The 20016-nt window shown below is 49.8% G+C and carries 17 protein-coding genes; 1 reads left to right on the plus strand and 16 read right to left on the minus strand.

Going from position 1 to position 20016, the window contains the following annotated elements:
- Positions 1-6: 6 nt before the first annotated feature.
- The 14 genes from nifH to miaB all read right to left on the minus strand — a co-directional run bounded on the left by nifH (position 7) and on the right by miaB (position 15415).
- The gene (gene nifH, locus QU597_RS16235; RefSeq protein WP_310828952.1) at positions 7-885 is read right to left on the minus strand and encodes a nitrogenase iron protein; all 879 of its coding nucleotides are present in this window, start codon (positions 883-885) and stop codon (positions 7-9) included.
- A gap of 28 nt (positions 886-913) precedes the next feature.
- Positions 914-1273 carry a NifB/NifX family molybdenum-iron cluster-binding protein gene (locus QU597_RS16240; protein ID WP_310828954.1) on the minus strand — a complete coding sequence of 120 codons (360 nt, stop codon included), beginning with the start codon at positions 1271-1273 and terminating at the stop codon, positions 914-916.
- 347 nt (positions 1274-1620) lie between these two features.
- A complete protein-coding gene (locus QU597_RS16245; RefSeq protein WP_310828955.1) occupies positions 1621-1839 on the minus strand; it encodes a hypothetical protein in 219 nt (72 codons plus the stop codon).
- A 125-nt stretch (positions 1840-1964) separates the two neighbouring features.
- Positions 1965-2567 carry a DUF1349 domain-containing protein gene (locus QU597_RS16250; protein ID WP_310828956.1) on the minus strand — a complete coding sequence of 201 codons (603 nt, stop codon included), beginning with the start codon at positions 2565-2567 and terminating at the stop codon, positions 1965-1967.
- A 57-nt stretch (positions 2568-2624) separates the two neighbouring features.
- Positions 2625-3815 (minus strand): MFS transporter, encoded by a 1191-nt coding sequence (locus QU597_RS16255; protein ID WP_310828957.1) that lies wholly within the window; start codon positions 3813-3815, stop codon positions 2625-2627.
- Positions 3816-3827: 12 nt separating this feature from the next.
- Positions 3828-4856: an ROK family protein gene (locus QU597_RS16260; RefSeq protein WP_310828958.1), complete on the minus strand. Its 1029-nt coding sequence runs from the start codon at positions 4854-4856 to the stop codon at positions 3828-3830.
- A gap of 147 nt (positions 4857-5003) precedes the next feature.
- The gene (locus tag QU597_RS16265) at positions 5004-7310 is read right to left on the minus strand and encodes a thiamine pyrophosphate-dependent enzyme (RefSeq protein WP_310828959.1); all 2307 of its coding nucleotides are present in this window, start codon (positions 7308-7310) and stop codon (positions 5004-5006) included.
- Positions 7311-7336: 26 nt separating this feature from the next.
- The gene (locus QU597_RS16270) at positions 7337-8347 is read right to left on the minus strand and encodes a 2-oxoacid:acceptor oxidoreductase family protein (RefSeq protein ID WP_310828960.1); all 1011 of its coding nucleotides are present in this window, start codon (positions 8345-8347) and stop codon (positions 7337-7339) included.
- A 411-nt stretch (positions 8348-8758) separates the two neighbouring features.
- Complete coding sequence (locus QU597_RS16275; RefSeq protein ID WP_310828961.1) at positions 8759-9988, minus strand: family 8 glycosyl hydrolase; 1230 nt, start codon at positions 9986-9988, stop codon at positions 8759-8761.
- A 355-nt stretch (positions 9989-10343) separates the two neighbouring features.
- Complete coding sequence (locus QU597_RS16280) at positions 10344-11795, minus strand: nicotinate phosphoribosyltransferase (protein WP_369698822.1); 1452 nt, start codon at positions 11793-11795, stop codon at positions 10344-10346.
- 22 nt (positions 11796-11817) lie between these two features.
- Positions 11818-12363 carry a cysteine hydrolase family protein gene (locus QU597_RS16285; RefSeq protein WP_310828962.1) on the minus strand — a complete coding sequence of 182 codons (546 nt, stop codon included), beginning with the start codon at positions 12361-12363 and terminating at the stop codon, positions 11818-11820.
- A gap of 55 nt (positions 12364-12418) precedes the next feature.
- On the minus strand, positions 12419-13189 hold the full coding sequence (locus QU597_RS16290) for an NUDIX domain-containing protein (protein ID WP_042177372.1): 771 nt from the start codon (positions 13187-13189) through the stop codon (positions 12419-12421).
- Between the two features lie 140 nt (positions 13190-13329).
- Positions 13330-13746: a YlbF/YmcA family competence regulator gene (locus QU597_RS16295; RefSeq protein WP_370656270.1), complete on the minus strand. Its 417-nt coding sequence runs from the start codon at positions 13744-13746 to the stop codon at positions 13330-13332.
- 61 nt (positions 13747-13807) lie between these two features.
- Positions 13808-15415 (minus strand): tRNA (N6-isopentenyl adenosine(37)-C2)-methylthiotransferase MiaB, encoded by a 1608-nt coding sequence (gene miaB / locus QU597_RS16300; protein WP_310828963.1) that lies wholly within the window; start codon positions 15413-15415, stop codon positions 13808-13810.
- A 453-nt stretch (positions 15416-15868) separates the two neighbouring features.
- On the opposite strand from miaB, the gene QU597_RS16305 reads away from it, so the two are divergent.
- Positions 15869-17443: an alpha/beta hydrolase gene (locus QU597_RS16305; RefSeq protein WP_310828964.1), complete on the plus strand. Its 1575-nt coding sequence runs from the start codon at positions 15869-15871 to the stop codon at positions 17441-17443.
- Between the two features lie 27 nt (positions 17444-17470).
- Here QU597_RS16305 and QU597_RS16310 read toward each other — a convergent pair whose 3' ends face one another.
- Complete coding sequence (locus QU597_RS16310) at positions 17471-18661, minus strand: beta-ketoacyl-[acyl-carrier-protein] synthase family protein (RefSeq protein WP_310828965.1); 1191 nt, start codon at positions 18659-18661, stop codon at positions 17471-17473.
- A gap of 150 nt (positions 18662-18811) precedes the next feature.
- Positions 18812-19906, minus strand: a complete 1095-nt coding sequence (locus tag QU597_RS16315) for an NADH:flavin oxidoreductase (RefSeq protein WP_310828966.1) — start codon at positions 19904-19906, stop codon at positions 18812-18814.
- Positions 19907-20016: the final 110 nt, after the last annotated feature.

A 20016-nucleotide genomic window follows, 5' to 3' on the forward strand; every position in this document is an offset into this window, starting at 1 on the left:
CGTATGCTACAGATTTCCTGCTGCCGCCGGAGCAATCAGTCCGGACTCCAGCGCAACCAGCTGCTTGCCCCAATCCGCCGCCCACTGTCGCAGCTCATGGGTATCCAGCGGAGCTGGCACCTTCGATTCGGTATGCTCCGCGATTCTTTGCGCAAGCCGCTGGTATACCTTTGCCTGCTCTGACTGGGGAGCCGCTTCTATCGTGGTTTTGCCCTGGAGCTCACTCTGGGTTACTGTTACGGAACGGGGGACATATTCCACCACCTGTGTGTCGGTCCGCTTCACGAAATCATCAACAATCTCCTTGGCATAGGGCGCATTGATTGAGTTGGCAATGACTCCGCCCAGCAGCGCCCCACCTTCCCTGGAATATTTCTGAATTCCCTTAAACAGGTTGTTAGCTGCATAGATGGCCATGAAATCCGCTGAGGTCACGGTATAAACATGCTCAGCGATCCCTTCGCGCACCGGCACGGCAAATCCGCCGCACACCACATCGCCCAGCACATCATAAATTACAAAATCCAGATCCAACTCTTCGAATACTCTTTGCTGCTTCAGCAGTGAAACCGACGTGATGATGCCGCGTCCGGCGCAGCCGACACCGGGTGCAGGTCCCCCTGCCTCTACGCAATAAATGCCGTTGAACCCTTCAAAGATTACATCTTGAGCCTTTACGGAATGACTGTCCCGCAGCGTATCTAGCACTGTCGGTATGTATTCTCCGCCGCGCAGGGTGTTCGTGGAATCGCTTTTCGGATCGCATCCGAACTGCATAACTTTATAGCCTGCTATAGATAGGGCCGCACTAATATTGGAAGTCGTTGTCGACTTGCCGATTCCCCCCTTGCCGTAAATCGCGATTTGCTTGATCTTTTTTGCCATGTCTGATGCTCCTTTGCTGTTATTAGAATTATTGCAGGATGGATTCCCGCCCCGACCTTAGAAATTGATTCAGCCGTCTGAGTGCCTGCTCGACTGGTGCCCGAACAGCCATCGCCACAATTCCATTTTCGTGCAGCAGCGCCTTCGCTCCAGGCCCGATCTGGCACACCAACACAATCGAACAATCGCTTAGAAGCTGCGCCTTGGCCTGCAGGCTTGACTCCTCATGTCCTCCTTGAGCTGTAGAATGCCATTCACAGTTCCGGTCTTCAGTACAGCAGAACATCCCATCAGCTTCAAGCTCATAAATCAGGAACCGGTCACACCGCCCAAAATGCTGATCAATCATATAATCATCCCCGCTGCCTACAGCAACTCTCCATGTCACTTCCATCCCCTCCCGCTGTTTCCAATACACAAAGAGGCCAAACCGCCACCTCTTAGGTGCCTATGGTTTGACCTCCGGATTGTGGTCCAGTCGGCCCAATCCTGTGGTAGCTGTATATTCTCCTGATGTCGTTAAGCGCTGTGGCAGCTGCAACAGTATTGTGAGAAAATTCACATTCACTAATATAAGAAAAGGCCGGCACAGCATCGTACGGATGCTATTACCGGCCTGCGGTTAACCGCTCAGCTAATCTAACAAATACCAATTGATTTACTTTGTATTAATATACCTAACACACTGCTAAAGATCAATCCCTTAAATCGTGAAGTTTATGTGATCAATTGAGCTTAATGACTCTCCAGGTGATCCAGCAGTCCGCCAAACAGCTCTTTAGCTTGCCTGGTGTATTTGCCCTTCTCCTTTTTCATGGAGGTATGGAGCAGAGCGGCGTGGCTGCTGGAAGAAAGCCTATGCACTTCTATGATTCGATCATGCTGGCCGCTGCCTTTAAATAGGATTCCAGCAGTTAATGCAACAGTGAGTAATAGTAGCATTTGATTTCTCATGAATATCCACCTCTCAGCCAGAATAATGTTAAATCCTCTTATTCTAGGATGGCTGAGTAATAGCTATAGTATGCAGCCGCTGGCTTTGCTTAACTTCCGGCAGACAGCCTCACTTGTTCATAGAGTTAATCCCTCGGCGGTTCTTCATGAACATCCGTATCAGGCAGGGTAGTCACCCAGCGTGTAAATTCAACGCTGAGCCCAGCCCTCGTCGGAGCACAGAGAAGCGGACCAGCCTGCACACCCGTCTTATACGGAAAGCGGGCAACACGAATCGTACGCCAAGGATGTATATCCGTTCTGGCTCTGAGGATAACGGCATCTTCTAAGCGTGAGGCACGGATGGTGATATTCTCTCCAGTCCATTCAGGTACAGGGGACAAGGACCAATCCGAGTATTCATCCGTTACAACGGCACCGACATGCGGCACGCCATCATTTAGCTCAATTCCGGCCTTTATCCACTCTGTGGGGCTATGCCACAGCATAATCCCAGCCTGGTCATATAACGCTGTAAGACTCCCGCTTGCAAAACTGACTTCAACCGCACACGAATCCTCCCAGGCGGCAAGCAGCGCGTGCCCGTTGTCATGCTGGAACTGATACATTGTTTTCTCCCAATAATCACTGCCTTCTACTGCTTCAACAACCATGCTCCCGCCCTGCTCCATTATGGATTGCGGCTGATTGCTCCATACCCCATCCTGCCAATTCACCGGCTTCTTCATCTTACTGCACCCCTTCGTGTCAGACTCGTCAGAAATCGATTCCAGTTTAACCTTTTTTTATCTAAAATGCTGCAATTTCTTTTTCATCAGCGTATTGATCTGCTCTGAGCTCATCAACATGACTACAATAAAGCCGATCATGGCGCCCGGCAGAATCATGAAGGTACTCCGTGCAGCAATCCACCCCAGCAGTGGCGGCAGGAAGGCCCCGCCTGTATAAGCCAGCGCCATCTGATAGCCCATAATTTTCTGGGAGTTCTCTTTGCCGAACCGGGCTGGAGTCTCATGCAGCATACAAGGGAAAATCGGTGCCGACCCCAGACCAACCAGAATAAAGCCAATTAACGAAAATACCGCCGGAAGCGGCAACGCCAGCACCACTGCACCTAACAGTGAAATCACCAGGCCTGCACGAATCAAAACACGGTTACTGTATTTAAAAGTAATGAATCCGGTAATCAGCCGCCCGGCAGTGATTCCCCCGTAATAGAGTGAGACCCAGCCGGCGGCAGTTGCTGCAGACAGACCCTTGGCATTGACCAGAAAACTGCTCCCCCATAATCCAAGCGTTGCTTCAACGCCGCTATAGAACAGGAAGGTGATCATTGCCAGTTTTACGCCTTTGATCTTCAAAACATTGCGGTCCGTACCCGCGGGTTCAGCAGATTCTCCAGATTTTGCCGCTTCCTGGCCAATATTCTCTGTTCTTTTCCATAAAGGCAAGGTTACAAACAGCAGGATCACTAATGCAAACTGAATCAGGCTGACTGTTAAAAAGCCTTTTCTCCAGGAATCTCCGTTCGAGATATAGCCAGACATAAGGATTGGACCGAGCATGGCACCGATTCCCCAGAAGCAGTGCAGCCAGCTCATATGATGCGCTTTATAATGAGTCGCCACATAATTGTTCAGACCGGTATCAATGGAACCGGCTCCAAGTCCCAGCGGCAAAGCCAGCACAGCCAGCCAGATAACAGAAGAGGAATATGAGAATCCCAATAACGCAAGAGCTGTTACAGCGACACTGATAAAAGTAACCTTGCCCGTGCCCAGACGCTGCAGCACAGCGCTGCTGGCCAAACTGGAGATAATCGTCCCCCCCACAACCACCATCGATAGCAGCCCCGCAGTTTCTACAGGTGCCCCGTAATCCAGCCGCATAATCGGCCAGGCTGCGCCAAGCATCGAATCCGGCAGTCCTAAGCTGATAAAGGCCAAATAAATTATGATTAGAAAGAATGTTGCCATTTGATCTCCCACCTACGTTTCAGATTTGGTTAATTGCAGGCCCGGTTCAAGTGTCCGAAGGGTCTGCACGATCATGCCCTGTAAATAGTCTGCCGTAAAATCTTCGGTCATCCGGATGTCCGGAACGGTACTGTCCGGTAAAAATAAGCTGCACTGATCAACTACCGAGCGCAGATGATGATCCGTTAAAAAGCTTCCGTAAAGCACCACAAGATCAGGATTCAGCACACTGTTGACCGCAGCTGTCAGTTTGGCAATTGCTTCGGTAATCCGCTCGAACGAGGTAATCAGCGAGGGATCCCCCCACGGAATACCCAGCGGAATATTAGCTACCTCACCGGCGAAGCCCCGTTTGCCTTTATGCAGTCTGCCATTGATGTATATTCCTGCCCCCGGTCCAAAACGGTCCGGAAAATACATATACACTACAGAAGATTCTCTGGTTTCCTGCAATCTGTTACAGTACCCGATGACTGCAGCATTAACATCGTTCTCCAGAACAACCGGTTTGCCGTAACGGTTCCTGAAGTGCTCTGTTACAGAAATGTCGCGCAGAGCGATATAGTCAGAGACCAGCATTTTCCCGTCGATCTCCGCTCCCGGCAGACCGAAACCTATCGCCTGTATGGATGAATACTGCTGCATAGCCTCGTCAATCAGCGTTTCAAAGCTGCTAAGATCAATCCGGGTCACTGGTATACTTACATCTTGCAGGCGCCGGCCCGACAAGGTGACGACCGTTCTGCGGATCTGAATCCCGCTATCCTCTTCATAAGGAAATAGAATCAGGCCCAGTGAATGTTCGTCGTTATATATGTATTGCTGAGCCGGCCTGCCCCCGCTGGAGGAAATCATGTCCCCCTCCCTCACTTCCTGCTGCTCCACCAAATATTGCAGCACTGTACCTACTGTAACAATGCTAAGCCCCGTGTTCTCGGCTATTAGGCGCTTCGTCGCCTGCCCCTGCTCTTTCAATTCTTTACGTACCAGATTAATATTCACTTCTCTGATAACCAGCGCATTGCCGCCAATATTTTTCATCCTGTTCACCCCGCTTTATATAATACTTTATAAAAGTGTTTTAATAAATAGGCGATTTTAACTTTTTCGAGTACATTTAAAAGCCCGGCAAATATCTGCCGGGCTGAGTTCAATATTATAGAGTTGCTAGTCTAATTGGCTTCCAGCTTACAGATCCGGATGCTCATGTTTCGCTTTGAGCCGGCTCCAGCGGCGCTGAACTTCACTCTCGAAGCTGCGAAGTGCCGGTTCGTTCTCCGGCTTAAGCAGATGGCGGGTTTTGCCCATCGTCTTCAGCCAGGCGGAGACTTCAACACGTTTGTCCTTGTCTTCCGGATTATACGTAATGTTCGTTGTGCCATGCTCCACCTCATACAGCGGGAAGAAGCAGGATTCAACAGCCAAGGATACAATATCCGTGCCATCCTTGTCCTCGGACATCCAGTTCAGCGGGCAGGCGATCAGAATTTTGCCGTAGACGAGGCCTTCATTCTGTGCATACCACTGGGCTTTTGCAGCCTTCTTCAGCAGATCCTGCGGATACGCTTCGCAGCCGGTGAACACATAAGGAATATTGGTAGCCGCCATGATCTGGGCTGTATCCTTATGCTGGGTTAATTTACCCTGCTGGGTCTTACCGATACTTGAAGTAGAAGTACGGTGGCCGAGCGGTGTCGAATACGACTGCTGTGCACCTGTATTCATATAACCTTCATTATCGTACTCGACGATGATCATTTTGTGTCCGCGCAAAGCAGCACCAATGGCTGGCCCCATCCCGATGTCCATACCGCCATCACCTGTTACCATGACGAAGGTAAAGTCATCTTTCAGGCCCAGCCCGTCCAGCTCACCGCGGCGCTTGCGTTCCCAGAACATTTCAACCACACCGGACAGCGTTGCTGCACCATTCTGGAAGAGGTTATGGATAAACGTCGATTTATGCGATGAATAAGGATAGCCGGTCGTGGTTACCATTGCGCAGCCTGTATGGTAGAGCGCGACGATATCTCCTTCAATTCCCTTGAAGAATAATTCAAGACCCGAGAAAATCCCGCAGCCCGGACATGCGCCGTGACCCGGAGACAGACGTCTCGGTTTCTTCATCAGGCTGCGGACCGGAGGAACCTTCACGGCCAGCTTGCCAGTTTCTTCATTCTTAGTAACTGTAATCAGCCCTGTCTTCAGCAAGTCGAAATTCATCGGCTTCAGCAGGCGCTGCGGTGCTTTGTCAGGTTCGCCAGGATTATGTCCATAATAATCAAATGGCACTTCTACACGGTCAGCTACGACAGCATCCATAGCCAGCTGGAAGAAATGATGACCGTCTTCGGCATAGAAATCCTTACCGCCCAAACCGTAAATCCGGCTGATCACCTTAGTGGTTGTATTGCCGTAGGTGAATAGTGCAGCCTTAATCTCATTTACCATGTTGCCGCCGTGTCCGCCGACAGAATCCGCACGGTCACCCACAGTGATTGCTTTGACATTCTTCAATGCTTCAGCAATTTGTTTCTGCGGGAACGGGCGGATCATATTCGGTGAGATGGCTCCGGCTTTGATTCCCTGCAGGCGCAGCTGATCCACGACATCCTTAATAATCTCAGACGCAGAGTTCATCAGGAAGACCGCCACATCAGCATCCTCCATCCGGTACTGCTCAATCATAGGATAGTGGCGTCCGGTCAGCTCAGCAAATTCCTGGGCGATTTCTTCGAATACTTCTCCGGCATTGTACATTGCCACCGACTGCTGATAACGGTTGTTGATATAATCCGGTTCATTCATATATGGACCGACTGTGACCGGATTGTTACGGTCTAATGTATCTGTAAAGCCAACCGGCGGCTGCTCGCCTACGAATTTGTGAACATCTTCGCGGTGGGCAAAAGCCTGCACACGGCGCTTCTGGTGGGATGTAAAGTAGCCGTCAGAAGCTACCATGACCGGAAGACGGACTTTCGCATGTTCTGCCAGCTTCAGTGCCATCAGATTCATGTCGTAGACGGACTGCGGATCACGACACATCAGAATCGGCCAGCCGGTATTGAGTGCAAAATACAAATCGGAGTGATCACCGTGAATGTTCAGCGGTCCCGAAATCGAACGGCAGATCAGGTTCATGACCATAGGCATGCGCGTACCGGCTTGTACAGGCAGCTGTTCAAGCATGAACATATATCCTTGCGCGCTGGTTGCGTTAAATACGCGTCCACCTGCGGTAGAGGCGCCGTAACAAATCCCTGCTGAGCTGTGCTCGCCGTCGGATGGAACAAGCATAATATCATGCTGGCCGCTGGCTTTCATCGTATCGAGGAACTGGGCAACCTCCGTCGATGGTGAAATCGGGAAATACCCCATGACATGATAGTTGATCTGATGCGCAGCGTAGGCTGCCATCTCATTACCTGATTCATATAGGAATTTCTGCTCTACTTTGGCAGAGCCTACTTCTTTTTCATAATCAATAGCCATTGTTCATTCCGCCTTTCTTACCAGATTTATAATTGCGTGACCAGATCAAATGTATGATGCACAGTGTGGCTGTCAGCGTAGCCTTCCTTCTCACGGATACTGGACAGTGCCGAGGTCGGGCAGGCGCCAACGCATTTCAGGCAGCCTTTGCAATATTGATAATCGATACCCAGCAGGAACATTTGTGAACGTCCCTTGCGGTCAAGCCGTTCTTCCCAGACAAAACACTGGTCCGGACAGACGGTATCACACTGTGCGCAGTTGATGCAGGACTCGTTCTCATAAGCCGGAATCATGCCGGAACGGGAAATGCTCAGGTTCTTCAGGAAGCTGCTGCCCGGATTGATAATCGTACCGCCCATCGGCTGGGTTTCATAACCAAGCGACGAAATGTCGGAACGTACATATTCAGGCATGCTGTCTCCTGGCGCAAGCTCGAAGTGCATAAACTTTACTTCGTTATAGCCGCGGTCAAAGGTCGTAATCGCCGATTGCACGGCCTGCGGATATTTTTTGCCGAGCGACTTCTCGATAACACCCTTCATAGTTTCGGTATCGAGGAACGGGCAGAGCCGGAACAGCGCACCTAGCATGGCCATGTTTACACGGTTCTTCTCTTTCAGTGCGATGCTTGTCGCGTCGATCACGGCAATGGTACCAGCCTTCATTTTCAGCAGCTCTTTGAGTTCTTCCGGCGTCTTGGCCGAGTTCACAAGAACAGTACTGTCTTCATTGATTCCGCTGGTCACATTGACGGTCTTGGCAAGCGCTTCGTGAAATACACCAACCACATGGGGACGCTCTACCGGCGAAGTATCACGGATATGCGTATTCAAATCACAGAACCGGATGTGGGCCTTTACAGGAGAGCCCTTTTTCTCCGAACCGTAAGACGAGAAGCTGACGCCGTTCAGTCCTGCTCCGACGACTCCCGCTTCCGCGAGCATCTTACCGGCCAGGTTAGCGCCGAGTCCTCCAATGGACTCCAGCCGGATCTCAAAAAATCCGAGATCGTTTACTTTTGGTAATTGTACCACCGACATAACCCCTTCCTGAGTGTCAAGAATAATAACATCCTTTTGACTTTTTCATTGATTGTAACGTGATAATAACTGTTGCGAATGTGATAAATCTTGCATTTTCCACGCCTTGGGAATCACAATTATTTATGGATTTCAATTGGTTTCTTTATATGCGACAGTGCGGCGTTACTTAGAGAGAAAGTAATCTGTCATAGAAATGGCAAAATGTGAAAATTGTGTGTAATCCTTCAATTCCCAAGGGTTTCGTGAATACAAGACCAACCTTAATTTAGCAATAAAATTAAAAATTAAGATGTTAAATTTATCACATTAATCATGATTTATATCACAGTAGGGGTCTGTTAACTTACGGAAATATAAATAAGCCCATCCGGAGATGGGCTGCCGAGCGGGTCTTTTCTGACTCTAATAAGTCCACCAGTTGCCGGACATCACGATCATTGAAAACAGCTTAATGCTGTCCTCGTAGTAATCTTCAGCAGCACTGCCGGCCGTATGGCTCCAGAGTGAATTCAGCCAGCTTTGGTTACTTGAAGAGATCATAGCACTTACTCCAAAGGGAGCGTAGAAAGCTCCGCTGTTATAGCTGCCAAACGTTGTACCGTTCAGCTTATAACCGTCTTTAATGTTTCCAGGCGTACTGTTTACTTTGGTCTTGATCCAGCTGTTAAGCTGCGTAAGCTGGGCAAGCGCACGATTATCACCGGAAATCAGATAATCTGTAGTGATCCGCCATGGCGTACGACAGGAGTTATAGTTGTAATTCCCGTCATTGGCATCCTCCAGAAAGCCGGCTGCTGCCGGTTTATAGACACCTCCGGAATAGACCACAAAGTCAGGCAGCAGACCAGTGCCCCCACTATAGCCCGTGTACAGGCTGTTTATAATGGTGTACGTTTTATCGGCTACACTGGTCCAGCGCGCATCACCGGTTGCCGCCTTGAATGCCTTCAGGTGATCCAGCATGAAATCCGAGGGCCGTGTAGCCGTGTTGTAAGAGCCGCTGTTGGCCCAGTCTCCCAGACGGATCGTCCACTGCGTCTGATTGATCTCATTGTCCATGATGGCTCCAATGACATTATTCGCAGCCTGCAGATAATTGACCGTGCCCGCACTGCCCCATTGCCGGTCTGCAAGCAGTAGCGCAAAAGCAATATCCATGTCCCCGTCAGTAGCGGAATCCTCCCCCTCTATATTCTGAAAGCTGCTGTTCTGCTTCCAGGACATCAGATAGGGATTGATGGAGCTGGGATGGGCGGTGTAATAATTATATAGACCGTTAAAATACGTCTGTGCATTGGTGTCATACCCGGCCATCAGCACTGTAAAGAGCATGCCATAACCGTGGGCTTCGGACACGGTTTCCCCGTCTGAATTATATTTAACATAGTATTTTCCGGTACCAGCCGGTTTCAGATATGCAGCTTTCCATTCATTCCACTTCGCCTTGACCGAATTGTCCATACTTGTCTGCGTAACATTATTCGGTTTGATGGTACCGCTTGTATAGGTGGTGTGCTGCGGAAACGGCTTGTTGACGGCAGCCAGTGCAGAACCGGCCGGCAGAATGAACAGCGCCAGACATAAGATAATGAAGCTTTTCCAGCCCGGCTTCCACTTGTTTTGCTTGTTCATAACGATTCACTCCTCATGTTTGGTCAGCCTCCGGGGGGTATTTCGTGCACCACAGGGTATCGGCTGTGAACGCAAATGCTTAAGCAAAAGAATTCATGAAGCAATGAAACAGGCAAAACCGGATTCGCACACCTCCCTCTATTCGGAATGGGGTTTTTCTTAACCATCCTGAAAGTTAAAGCGTTTAAACTTTCACAGCAAAAAAATAAATTTGCTGACATGCTAAATATAGTCTTCCATTTTATTCCTGTCAATATATGAAACGTCCAGAATATGGCATAAAGAAGCTGTCCTTCACTGCATGTCTTGATTGCGGAAGGACAGCCCCTTTAATTAGCCTCTGACAACAAAACTTCTACTCAATATCCTGCTGCATATGCTCTGCGATCAGTTCTTGCTTCCGCGTCCATACCTTTTCACTGAGATTTACACGGTACACCTCAGGATTCAGCTTGCGCAGGTACTCCGGCCAGAACAAATCAAGCTGTTCCTGGTGATAGCTGCGGATTTCATCCAGCGCAGGCAGCTTGTAGACTTGGAATCCGTTCACAAATATCGGCTCCAGCATCGGCAGCGCCTCATACTTGTCGACGTTCTTGCGCAAATACGGATGCAGCGGATTGAACAGCTTAATGCGGCCGCCGCTGCGCGGAGTCTCCTCTTCAGGGAAGCTGATATAATCCGCCATCGCCTTGCCATTGGTTCCGACAATGCGGAACACTTCTTTTTTGCCGGGAGTCGAGACCTTCTCGGGGTTGGAGGAAATTTTGATCGTCGGTATCATTTCACCTGTAGGCGACTCAATTTCAACCAGCTTATACACGCCGCCAAGCGAAGGCTGGTCGGAAGCGGTGATAAGCTGTGTTCCCACCCCCCATGTATCGATGGCTGCACCCTGCAGCTTGAGGTCCATGATTGTATTCTCATCCAGATCATTAGAGGCGACAATCTTAACATAGTCCAGGCCGGCCTCATCCAGCATCTTGCGCGCCTGGATAGACAGATAGGCCAAGTCTCCGCTATCGAGCCGGATACCGTTCATCCGCTTACCCTGTGCTTCCAGCTTCTTGGCAGTGTTGATGGCATGCGGCACACCGCTGCGCAGTGTATCGAAGGTGTCCACCAGCAGGGTAACGCCATCCGGCATTACCTTGGCATAGGCATCAAAGGCTTCCTGCTCACTTGCAAAGCTCTGCACCCAGGAGTGTGCATGTGTTCCTTTGGTAGGAATGCCGAACATTCTTCCGGCCAGCATGTTAGAGGTAGCATGAAAACCGCCGATATAAGCCGCCCGTGCGCCCCATACCGCCGCATCCGCCTCCTGCGCTCTCCTGGTTCCGAATTCCAGCAGGATATCGCCGGGAGCCACCTGCTTGATCCGTGAGGCCTTTGTAGCAATCAGTGTCTGATAGTTCATGAAGTTGAGAATCGCCGTTTCGACAAGCTGGGCCTCCATAATTGTTCCTTCAACCCGTACGAGCGGCTCATCCGGAAAGACGAGCGCCCCTTCCTTCATGGAGTGGATCGTCCCCTGAAAATGAAACTGCAGCAGCTCCTCAAGAAACGCGGGCGCATAATTCTCTTCCTGCTCGGATAGATAGCGGACATCATCTTCGGTAAAGCGCAGGTCACTGATATACTGGGCAATGCGCTCCAGACCCGCGAACACGGCAAAGCCGTTCCCGAACGGCAGTTTGCGGAAGTAGGCTTCGAATACTGCCTTGCGTTTATGCGTTCCGTTCACCCAGTGGGCGTACATCATATTGATCTGATATTTATCGGTATGTAGAGCAAGCTCTCTCCTCAAGTCCTCATCTCCTAAATTCTCTCTATTGTGCGGCGGTAACAACCTTCGCTCCAAGACTGCCCTGGAAATGCCCCAGTGCCCAAAGATGCCCGTCCGGGTTAAAACTGGCCACAGCGTCTTCGTGTATGATGAGATCAAACCCTTTGTTGTATGCATCCACTGCGGTATGCAGCACACATATATCGGTGCATACGCCGATAAGATGCAGCTCCGTAATGCCGCGTTCGCGCAGTTTCAGCTCCAGATCGGTCCCGCTAAAGGCGCTGTAGCGCGTTTTGTCCATCCAATAGATCGAAGACCGGTTAGCCTCATATATGTCTTTCAAAGTGCCGTACAATTCCCTGCCGCGGCTGTCCCGCAGATTATGCGGCGGAAACAGCTTGCTCTCCGGATGATACGAATCATCTGCTTCATGCAGATCAACAGCCATCACCACGTAATCGCCGTTCTCTGCAAACTGCCTGGTCAATTCGCTGACTCTTGGTGCAATCTCAATCCCCGGCTGCCCGACAGGCAGACTGCCGTCAATAAAATCATTGGTGAAATCTATCACGATCAATGCCTTCATTATACTGGCCTCCTTAAGGCTGGGTTAAAGGGTTATCCGGTTACCAGACATCTTCCTACGTATAGATAGACAATAACGGCTCATGGTCTGTGAACATATACAGCTGTGCAGGGCGCTGGGAGTACTGGTTTGAGCTGACCGGATTGCCGGCTTCATCCCGTACTTCCTTTAATATACCCTGACGGCTGCGTGTTGAAGTAATTTTGCGGATAAAATTCGGCTCTTTGAATTCCGGCACTACCGTCTGGATTACCTGATACAGCTCGCTTAATGTGAAATGCCGGGGCAGAAACTGCCGGGCAATCGTGGTCTGCAGCATCTGCTGCTGAATCCGCAGGTAGGCATCAGTGATGATGTCATGATGGTCAAAAGCCAGCTCCAGCTCCTCCAGGGCTTCCTGAAGCGTAAACAGTCCAACCTCACCCGCATCATCGGAGGCTTGTCTCTGCTCCAGCATCCATTCCTCCACCAGCGCAAAAAAAGCATGGCTGATAATCCACCCGCGCGGATCCCGGCCAGGCGTACTGTACACGCCAAGGTATTCCAAGTGTCCGCCGTCGACACCGGTTTCCTCTTTCAGCTCACGTGTTGCTGCATCATATATAGATTCATCTTCCTGGCAGAAACCGCCCGGTAAGGCCCACATTCCGGCACATGGCCATTTCTTCCGCCGGATCAGCATTACCTTTAGTTCGCGCAGGGGAAGTGTCTTGGTGACCGTCTTCCGTTCCCGCTTAGTCAAAGTGAACATCACAATGTCGGCCGGAACTCCGTCCGGGGTGCGGTACTTTTTGGCGTTATAGGTTTGTTCCACATTCTCGCTCACTTTAGATCATCCTTTGCCGCAGCTTTTGTTTGCTGTTCGTATCTTTTAATGTACCAAACCTGAACTTCGAAAATCAACAAATCTGCCGCATTTATATTTAAATAAAGGGACGGATCTGCATCCGCCCCTCCGATAATGGTTTAATCTCCGCATGTGGACGGCGGCGCTTCTGTTCCGGCTTCCACATTGATTTTCTCTGACACAGTGTCCCGGATTACGGAAATAACCAGCTGCAGCAGGTAATTAATATCGCTCTGGCTCTGCTGGAACTCATTCACGACCGGAATCCCGTCGATTTCATCCTGCAGGACTTCGATTTCCTGTTCAATCTTCGCTACCATATCCTTATTGCCGAAGCTCTCAAAGGCGACAATCTCCTTCTGCTTCTTCTTAATCGTGGCAATTAGCCCCTGCACACGCTCGTGATTCTGGATTTTGAGCTCGGCCTGCTGGAAATGCCGCACTTCTTCACTTGTCGAAATCAGTGAAGCGAGTTCCTTCGCTTTGCCCATAATATCCTCACGCACAATCAGATCACGGGTGTTGAAGCTCTGCATGCCATATTTATTCACACTCGGGTTTTCCTGGCTCACTAACATCGCCTCATTTCGCTATAATTTAGAGAACAGCTGCGGCTTCCGCCACATAGTCCCCTTTAATGTACCAAGTTTTGGTATCTGTAATTCTAACCTGTACAAAGCTGCCGATCAGCTCCCGCGGACCTTCAAAATGAACGAGCTTGTTGGCTCTGGAGCGCCCGGAGAGCACGTTTGCGTTATTCTTGCTCTCTCCTTCTACCAGCACCTCTACCAGCTCACCCAGCATCCTGTCGTTACTGACCCGGCTCTGTTCCTTAATCAGGTCATTCAGGCGCTTCAGGCGCCCGTTCTTAACCTCCTGCGGAACATTATCCTCCATCGCGGCTGCCGGTGTTCCCTCGCGGGGAGAATAAATGAAGGTATACGCCATATCATAACCTACTTCGCGGACTAGCGACAGTGTGTCTTCAAATTGTTCCTCGGTTTCACCCGGGAAGCCGACGATAATATCGGTCGTCAGCACTGCATTCGGCACACTTGCTTTGATCTTGCGAACCAGCTCTAGGTAAGCTTCCCGGGTATATTTACGGCTCATTTTCTTAAGTACCGCCGTACTTCCCGACTGCACCGGCAGATGAATATGCTCTGTCAGATTGCCGCCTTTGCCTAGCACTTCAATCAATCTATCGTCAAAATCACGGGGATGGGAGGTCATGAAGCGGATACGCGGAATATCAATCAGCCGCATGTCATCCATCAGATCCCCGAATGTATAGTCAATGTCGTTAAAATCTTTACCGTATGCGTTCACATTTTGCCCTAGCAAGGTCACTTCCTTGAAGCCCAGACGGGCCAGCTCCCGCACTTCGGCAATTACATCTTCCGGCCGGCGGCTGCGCTCCTTGCCTCTGGTAAACGGCACGATGCAATACGTACAGAACTTATCGCAGCCGTACATAATATTAACCCAGGCGCGCATTCCCTCCCGCTTTTTCGGAAGATTCTCAATGATGTCGCCTTCCTTGGACCAGACCTCTACCACAAGCTCCTTGCTGAACAGCGATTCCTTGATAATCTGCGGCAGCCGGTGAATATTATGTGTCCCGAAGATCATATCCACGAAGCCGTGTTTGGCCATGATCCGGTTAACGACACCTTCCTCCTGAGACATACAGCCGCAGACACCCAGCAGCAGTCCCGGCTTCTCCAGCTTCAACGTTTTGAGATGGCCCAGCTCACCAAATACTTTATCTTCGGCATTCTCGCGGATGGCACAGGTGTTCAGCAGAATGATATCCGCATCGTTCCGGTCTTCTACCGGCAGATAGCCCATTTGCTCCAGCATACCCTTCATCGTCTCGGTATCATGCTCATTCATCTGGCAGCCGTAAGTGGCAATAGAGTAATAATGCTGTTTATGGCTGTTCAGTTCTCGGAACTGCTCCATAATCCGGGTCGTTTTCGCATCATCAAAATGAATAACCTCTATCTCCTGCTTCCCTCTGCGTTTGCCTTCTTTGTAGTCGGGATTGGAATTAATCTGCACCGTCCGGCCTTTGATTCTATAAGTGGTCTTGCCTTCTTCTTCACTGATGACTTTGGCATCAGAAAAATCAAAATATTTCGAGTAATCCTTCGAACCGCCCTTGCCGGATTTTAAGTCCGGTGAGTTATTCCCCATTGTCATATGTTCACGTCCTTTATGAATGAAGCATTATCAATAAAATCATAGCAAAATAATCTTGCTAATTAAAAATTATAGCATAAATAATGGAGCCTAATCCATCTGCCCTCTAGAAGAGCCTCTACTTCCCGCCGGGAATTGAATCCGCATACAAATAAACCTCCCTACCGGAATCCGTAAGGAGGTTCTTATTAGAATTAATCAGGTTTATCTATCAACGGCGGAAGTACATACGCATATAGACTAGATCCAGTTTGGAATTTTTGACACAGATAAAAAACATCCTCATTTCTTGAAATCAACCTCCCCTAAAATACCTTAGCCCAATTTTAACAGTACACCGTTACATTTACGTTACACTTTTCTACAATAATCAGCATATTATGATAAAATAACAACTTTTTTTCGCTATAATAACCATAGATAGACTATGCAGGCGTGCAGAGGAGTACAGAGATGGAGTATATTTTGGAAAATGGTTTTAAACTTAATTACGAATATGCTCAAGCCAAGCAGCCAGGCCCCGAAACCGAGACACTTGTGCTTATTCACGGGATGGGGTTTGACCTCAGATGCTGGGACCGGATCATCCCTTATATGATGGAAGATTATCATACTCTCAGATATGATTTCAGAGGACACGGGTTAAGCGGGACGGGAGACCTTGATCCAGCTAAGCTGGCCTCCCTGTATACCGAACACCTGCATGCGCTTGTGCAGCATCTGGAGATTGGCCAGTTCCATATTCTCTCCCATGGAGCGGGTTGTATTATCGGGCTTTATTACAGCAAAGCATATCCGGAAAAAGTGCGCAGCAATGTGTTGTTATCCCTGCCGCTCTTTAATTCAACCAATACGGCCTACAAATATGCGGATTACCGAAAAGATCTAATGAAGCATCAGTCCATGCGTACCTTAGCCGACCATGTTATTCCGAATGTGACCCTTTTCCGGCAGGGCAGCCCGGAGATTGGCAAGCTGTATGAGGCCTTCTCCAGAGTAACCTTGGAAGTCTATGTTGAACTGCTCGATTTCTTTGCCGGTGCGCACAGCGATATTATGGATATGTTCAAACAGCACACAGGTCCAACCCTGCTGTTGACCGGTGAACGTGACCCTATGTATCCGCCATACCTGTCCAGCCTGATTGCCTCAGCCAATCCAAACTGCCGCTTTATGACGATCTATAATTCGTCTAACATGGTGTTCTATGACCAGCCTGAGGAAACGTACAAGCAGATCAAGATGTTCTTCGCCAGTGAATGGAGCCACCGGGCACCCCTGGACCCTTTATTAATGGATTTGCATGCGGAGTTCTTGGGATTGGTGGACACTGATCAGGAGCAGCAGGTCATTGCCTCCCGCCTAAAGGTCGTCCTGCTGAAGCCATTTCAAGTGTTTGTGGATGATTCGGAGATCCTCAGCGGCTGGGGCAGAAGAAGCGCCAAGGAGCTGCTCATCTATCTGCTGCTGACTCCTAACGTAACGAGGGACCAGCTGTGTGAGGATCTGTGGAAAGATATGGAGACGGTCAAAGCCCGGAATCAGCTACGGGTCTGCCTGAATCATCTGAAGCAGCTGCTGAATAATGACGAGACGAAGCTCATTTACAGCAGCAACCAGCAAATCTCACTGCAGGCTCCGGTGAATTGTGATTTGCTGACACTGCTGGACCTTACTAAACAAGCGCTTGAGGAGACAAACCCGGAACAGAAAGACAAGCGGATTCAGGAAATTTTCCAGCATATCCATGAAGATATGTTCCGCAATCTGAACCAGGAATGGAATTTGAATTTTAGAATGCGCCTGGAAATCCAGCTGAGTACACTGGTGTATCATCTGGCAGACAGTTGGGCGGTCCAGGGCAATTACACAGGAGCCATCGCCTGCCTAAAATATGTATTATTATTCAATCCGGAAGAATATGATGCCTACGAGCGGATCGCGCATCTCTGTGAGCAGAACAATCAGAAGCATGAGGCCAGAAAATGGCGCGCAAAAGTGGAGCAACTTCAGACTGCAAAAGGGTAGACCCTAACGTAAAGTGCTGCTGCGTCCTTAACTTTTGGTTAAATATACAGCAGCATTATTACCTCCGTAACCATGAGAAGTGATCAGCACTTCTGCGGAGGGTTTCAGGAGGGTCTCCGTAATCAGCGGCAGATGCTCAAACCCCCATTGATCGGTCCGGATTGTACGGGGGATAAACTGATGGTGAAATCCAAGCAGCGAAGCAATGATTTGCGCCAGTCCGCTCGCGCTGAACGGATGGCCGATCAGTCCTTTGATTGAGGTTAAGGGAACACCATGTCCAAAGAGATCCCGGGAGACAATATCTTCAATACTGTCATTGGCGGCATACCCCATCGCCTGGCTGTTATAATAATCCGGGATTCTTTGCCCCAGTACACTGCTCACAGCCTGCTTCATGCTGCTGCCTGTCTGATCATGCCCATTGATGGATTCAGCGTCATTGTTGGTCACTACGGCATCTATATATCCGTAAATAGTTGCCTTACGGGCCAAGGCATGTTCTTCAGTCTCCAAAATCAGGCTTGCCGCTCCTTCCGATAACAGGAAGCCCTTGCTTCTTTTGCTAAAGGGGGAGCCTGCATATTCTGCCTGTTGATTAAACGGCAGTGCTCTGATTTTACCAAATCCGAATACGGTTACTTTGTTATTGCTGCTGTCCGCCGCACCGACTATGGCGGTATTGATCTTGCCGTTCTGCAAGTACATCATTGCATCCTCCACAGCCTCCACTCCGGCAGTGCAGCCCGTAGTCACCGTTTTGGTTATCCCCTTCAAGTGAAAAAAACTGGAGACCGAAGCAGCGAGACTATGATAATGCACCAGTCCGCAGCAATAGACCGGCATTTCTCTGAATTTATCTGCCGATGAAATCAAGGCCATTTCTTCGAGCGGTGTGGTTCCTCCCATTGTTGTTCCCATAAATATACCAGTAGAAGTCCCGCTGTCCTCCAAATCCAGATCTGCCATCTCGAGTGCTTCTGAAGTTGTACTAATGGCCAATTTGGCGATCCTGGGTAATGCCCTGTAGTGCTTGTCCTCCAGTTCTCCAAGTCCCTGTACAACCTCACCGATCAGTAAATCCTCCCGGTTTGGGGTAATCTCGTTCCTTAATGAAAACTTATACTCTCCGCTGATCAGATGATGAAGCAATTCTTCGTTATTCTCGCCATTCGGAACCTTCACTCCGAAACCGGTAATCACTATACGCTTGCTCATCCTATATCATCCTTTTCATTTAAATTATTTAGATGACACAAAGAGGCTTCCCCCCGCATGCGTGTTTTGGCTTCAGCTTGCCAAAACTCACTACCTGGTGAAAGCCCTCTTAGTAGAAAGTATAGTTATAATCTTTAGATGAAATTGAACTTAGCTCAACGTCCGGGTCGCCTCTGAGGTAAACGGAATAATCTCCTCCGTCCGTCCGCTCTGTACTTTGGCCGGCCATGCAGGATCGCTGATTAGCGCCCGGCCTACAGCAACCAGATCGAATTCTGCCTTTTCCAGTCTTTCCAGCAGACGGTCAATGTTGTCTTCTTCATTCTGTTCTGTCACGCTGCCCGTAAATTCACTGTTCAATCCTACTGACCCTACGGTAATCGTTGGCTTGCCGGTAATTTTCTTGGTCCATCCGGCCAGATTCAGCTCGGAGCCTTCAAATTCCGGCAGCCAAAAGCGGCGGGTGGAGCAGTGGAAAATATCAACGCCAGCATTGCTGAGCGGTGTAAGGAACCGGGCCAGCTCTTCAGGTGTCCGGGCCAGCTTGGCAGAATAATCTCCGCTCTTCCACTGGGAGAAGCGCAGCACGATTGGGAAATCGGGGCCGACCGCACGGCGGCAGGCGTCAATGACCTCGACGGCAAAGGTTGTCCGGGCTTCCAGATCACCGCCGTACTCATCGGTGCGCTTATTGGTTTTCTCCCAGAAGAACTGGTCGATTAGATAACCATGGGCACCATGCAGCTCAATTCCGTCGAAGCCAATCTTTTTGGCATCCGCTGCAGCCTGGGCAAACGCAGCCACAATCCCGTCGATTTCCTGCTGTGTCATCGGCTCTGTCACCTGCTCACCGGCCAGGTTCAGTCCGGATGGGCCGATCGGCAGTGCCTCAGCGTTCGGGAGCTGCCCAATGGTGCGGGCCATGCCGACATGCCAGAGCTGCGGAATGATTTTGCCGCCGGCTGCATGAACTTCCGCCACCACATTCGCCCAGCCTGCAAGAGCAGCTTCACCATGAATATTCGGGATGTTCTGATGGCTGACCGCCGAGGGATGGTTGATTGCCGTGCCTTCGGTGATGATAAGCCCTACACCGCCCTCCGCACGTCTGCGGTAATAAGCGGCTACATCACTGCCGGCGACACCATCCGGCGAAAAGACGCGGGTCATCGGGGCCATAACAATTCTATTGTTGAGCGAAAGCGAGCCTGCCTGAAAGGGAGTAAACAATACATCTGTATTCATGTCGTACCTCCATTAAATAATATAATTACTTTAAGTAAGCATATTATGACGCTTATCAGGAACAAAAGCAAATTGGAGATACCTCTTGTTTCCACGCACTTTTAAAAGTT

This window comes from Paenibacillus pedocola, from assembly GCF_031599675.1.
GTDB classification, from domain to species: Bacteria; Bacillota; Bacilli; order Paenibacillales; family Paenibacillaceae; genus Paenibacillus_AQ; species Paenibacillus_AQ pedocola.

What these genes read in the sequence shown, in the direction of transcription:
- nifH (WP_310828952.1), bottom strand. Translation starts at nt 885, where the DNA reads ATGGCAAAAAAGATCAAGCAAATCGCGATTTACGGCAAGGGGGGAATC.
- QU597_RS16245 (WP_310828955.1), bottom strand. Translation starts at nt 1,839, where the DNA reads ATGAGAAATCAAATGCTACTATTACTCACTGTTGCATTAACTGCTGGA.
- QU597_RS16250 (WP_310828956.1), bottom strand. Translation starts at nt 2,567, where the DNA reads ATGAAGAAGCCGGTGAATTGGCAGGATGGGGTATGGAGCAATCAGCCG.
- QU597_RS16255 (WP_310828957.1), bottom strand. Translation starts at nt 3,815, where the DNA reads ATGGCAACATTCTTTCTAATCATAATTTATTTGGCCTTTATCAGCTTA.
- QU597_RS16260 (WP_310828958.1), bottom strand. Translation starts at nt 4,856, where the DNA reads ATGAAAAATATTGGCGGCAATGCGCTGGTTATCAGAGAAGTGAATATT.
- QU597_RS16265 (WP_310828959.1), bottom strand. Translation starts at nt 7,310, where the DNA reads ATGGCTATTGATTATGAAAAAGAAGTAGGCTCTGCCAAAGTAGAGCAG.
- QU597_RS16275 (WP_310828961.1), bottom strand. Translation starts at nt 9,988, where the DNA reads ATGAACAAGCAAAACAAGTGGAAGCCGGGCTGGAAAAGCTTCATTATC.
- QU597_RS16285 (WP_310828962.1), bottom strand. Translation starts at nt 12,363, where the DNA reads ATGAAGGCATTGATCGTGATAGATTTCACCAATGATTTTATTGACGGC.
- QU597_RS16295 (WP_370656270.1), bottom strand. Translation starts at nt 13,746, where the DNA reads ATGCAGAGCTTCAACACCCGTGATCTGATTGTGCGTGAGGATATTATG.
- miaB (WP_310828963.1), bottom strand. Translation starts at nt 15,415, where the DNA reads ATGACAATGGGGAATAACTCACCGGACTTAAAATCCGGCAAGGGCGGT.
- QU597_RS16305 (WP_310828964.1), top strand. Translation starts at nt 15,869, where the DNA reads ATGGAGTATATTTTGGAAAATGGTTTTAAACTTAATTACGAATATGCT.
- QU597_RS16310 (WP_310828965.1), bottom strand. Translation starts at nt 18,661, where the DNA reads ATGAGCAAGCGTATAGTGATTACCGGTTTCGGAGTGAAGGTTCCGAAT.
- QU597_RS16315 (WP_310828966.1), bottom strand. Translation starts at nt 19,906, where the DNA reads ATGAATACAGATGTATTGTTTACTCCCTTTCAGGCAGGCTCGCTTTCG.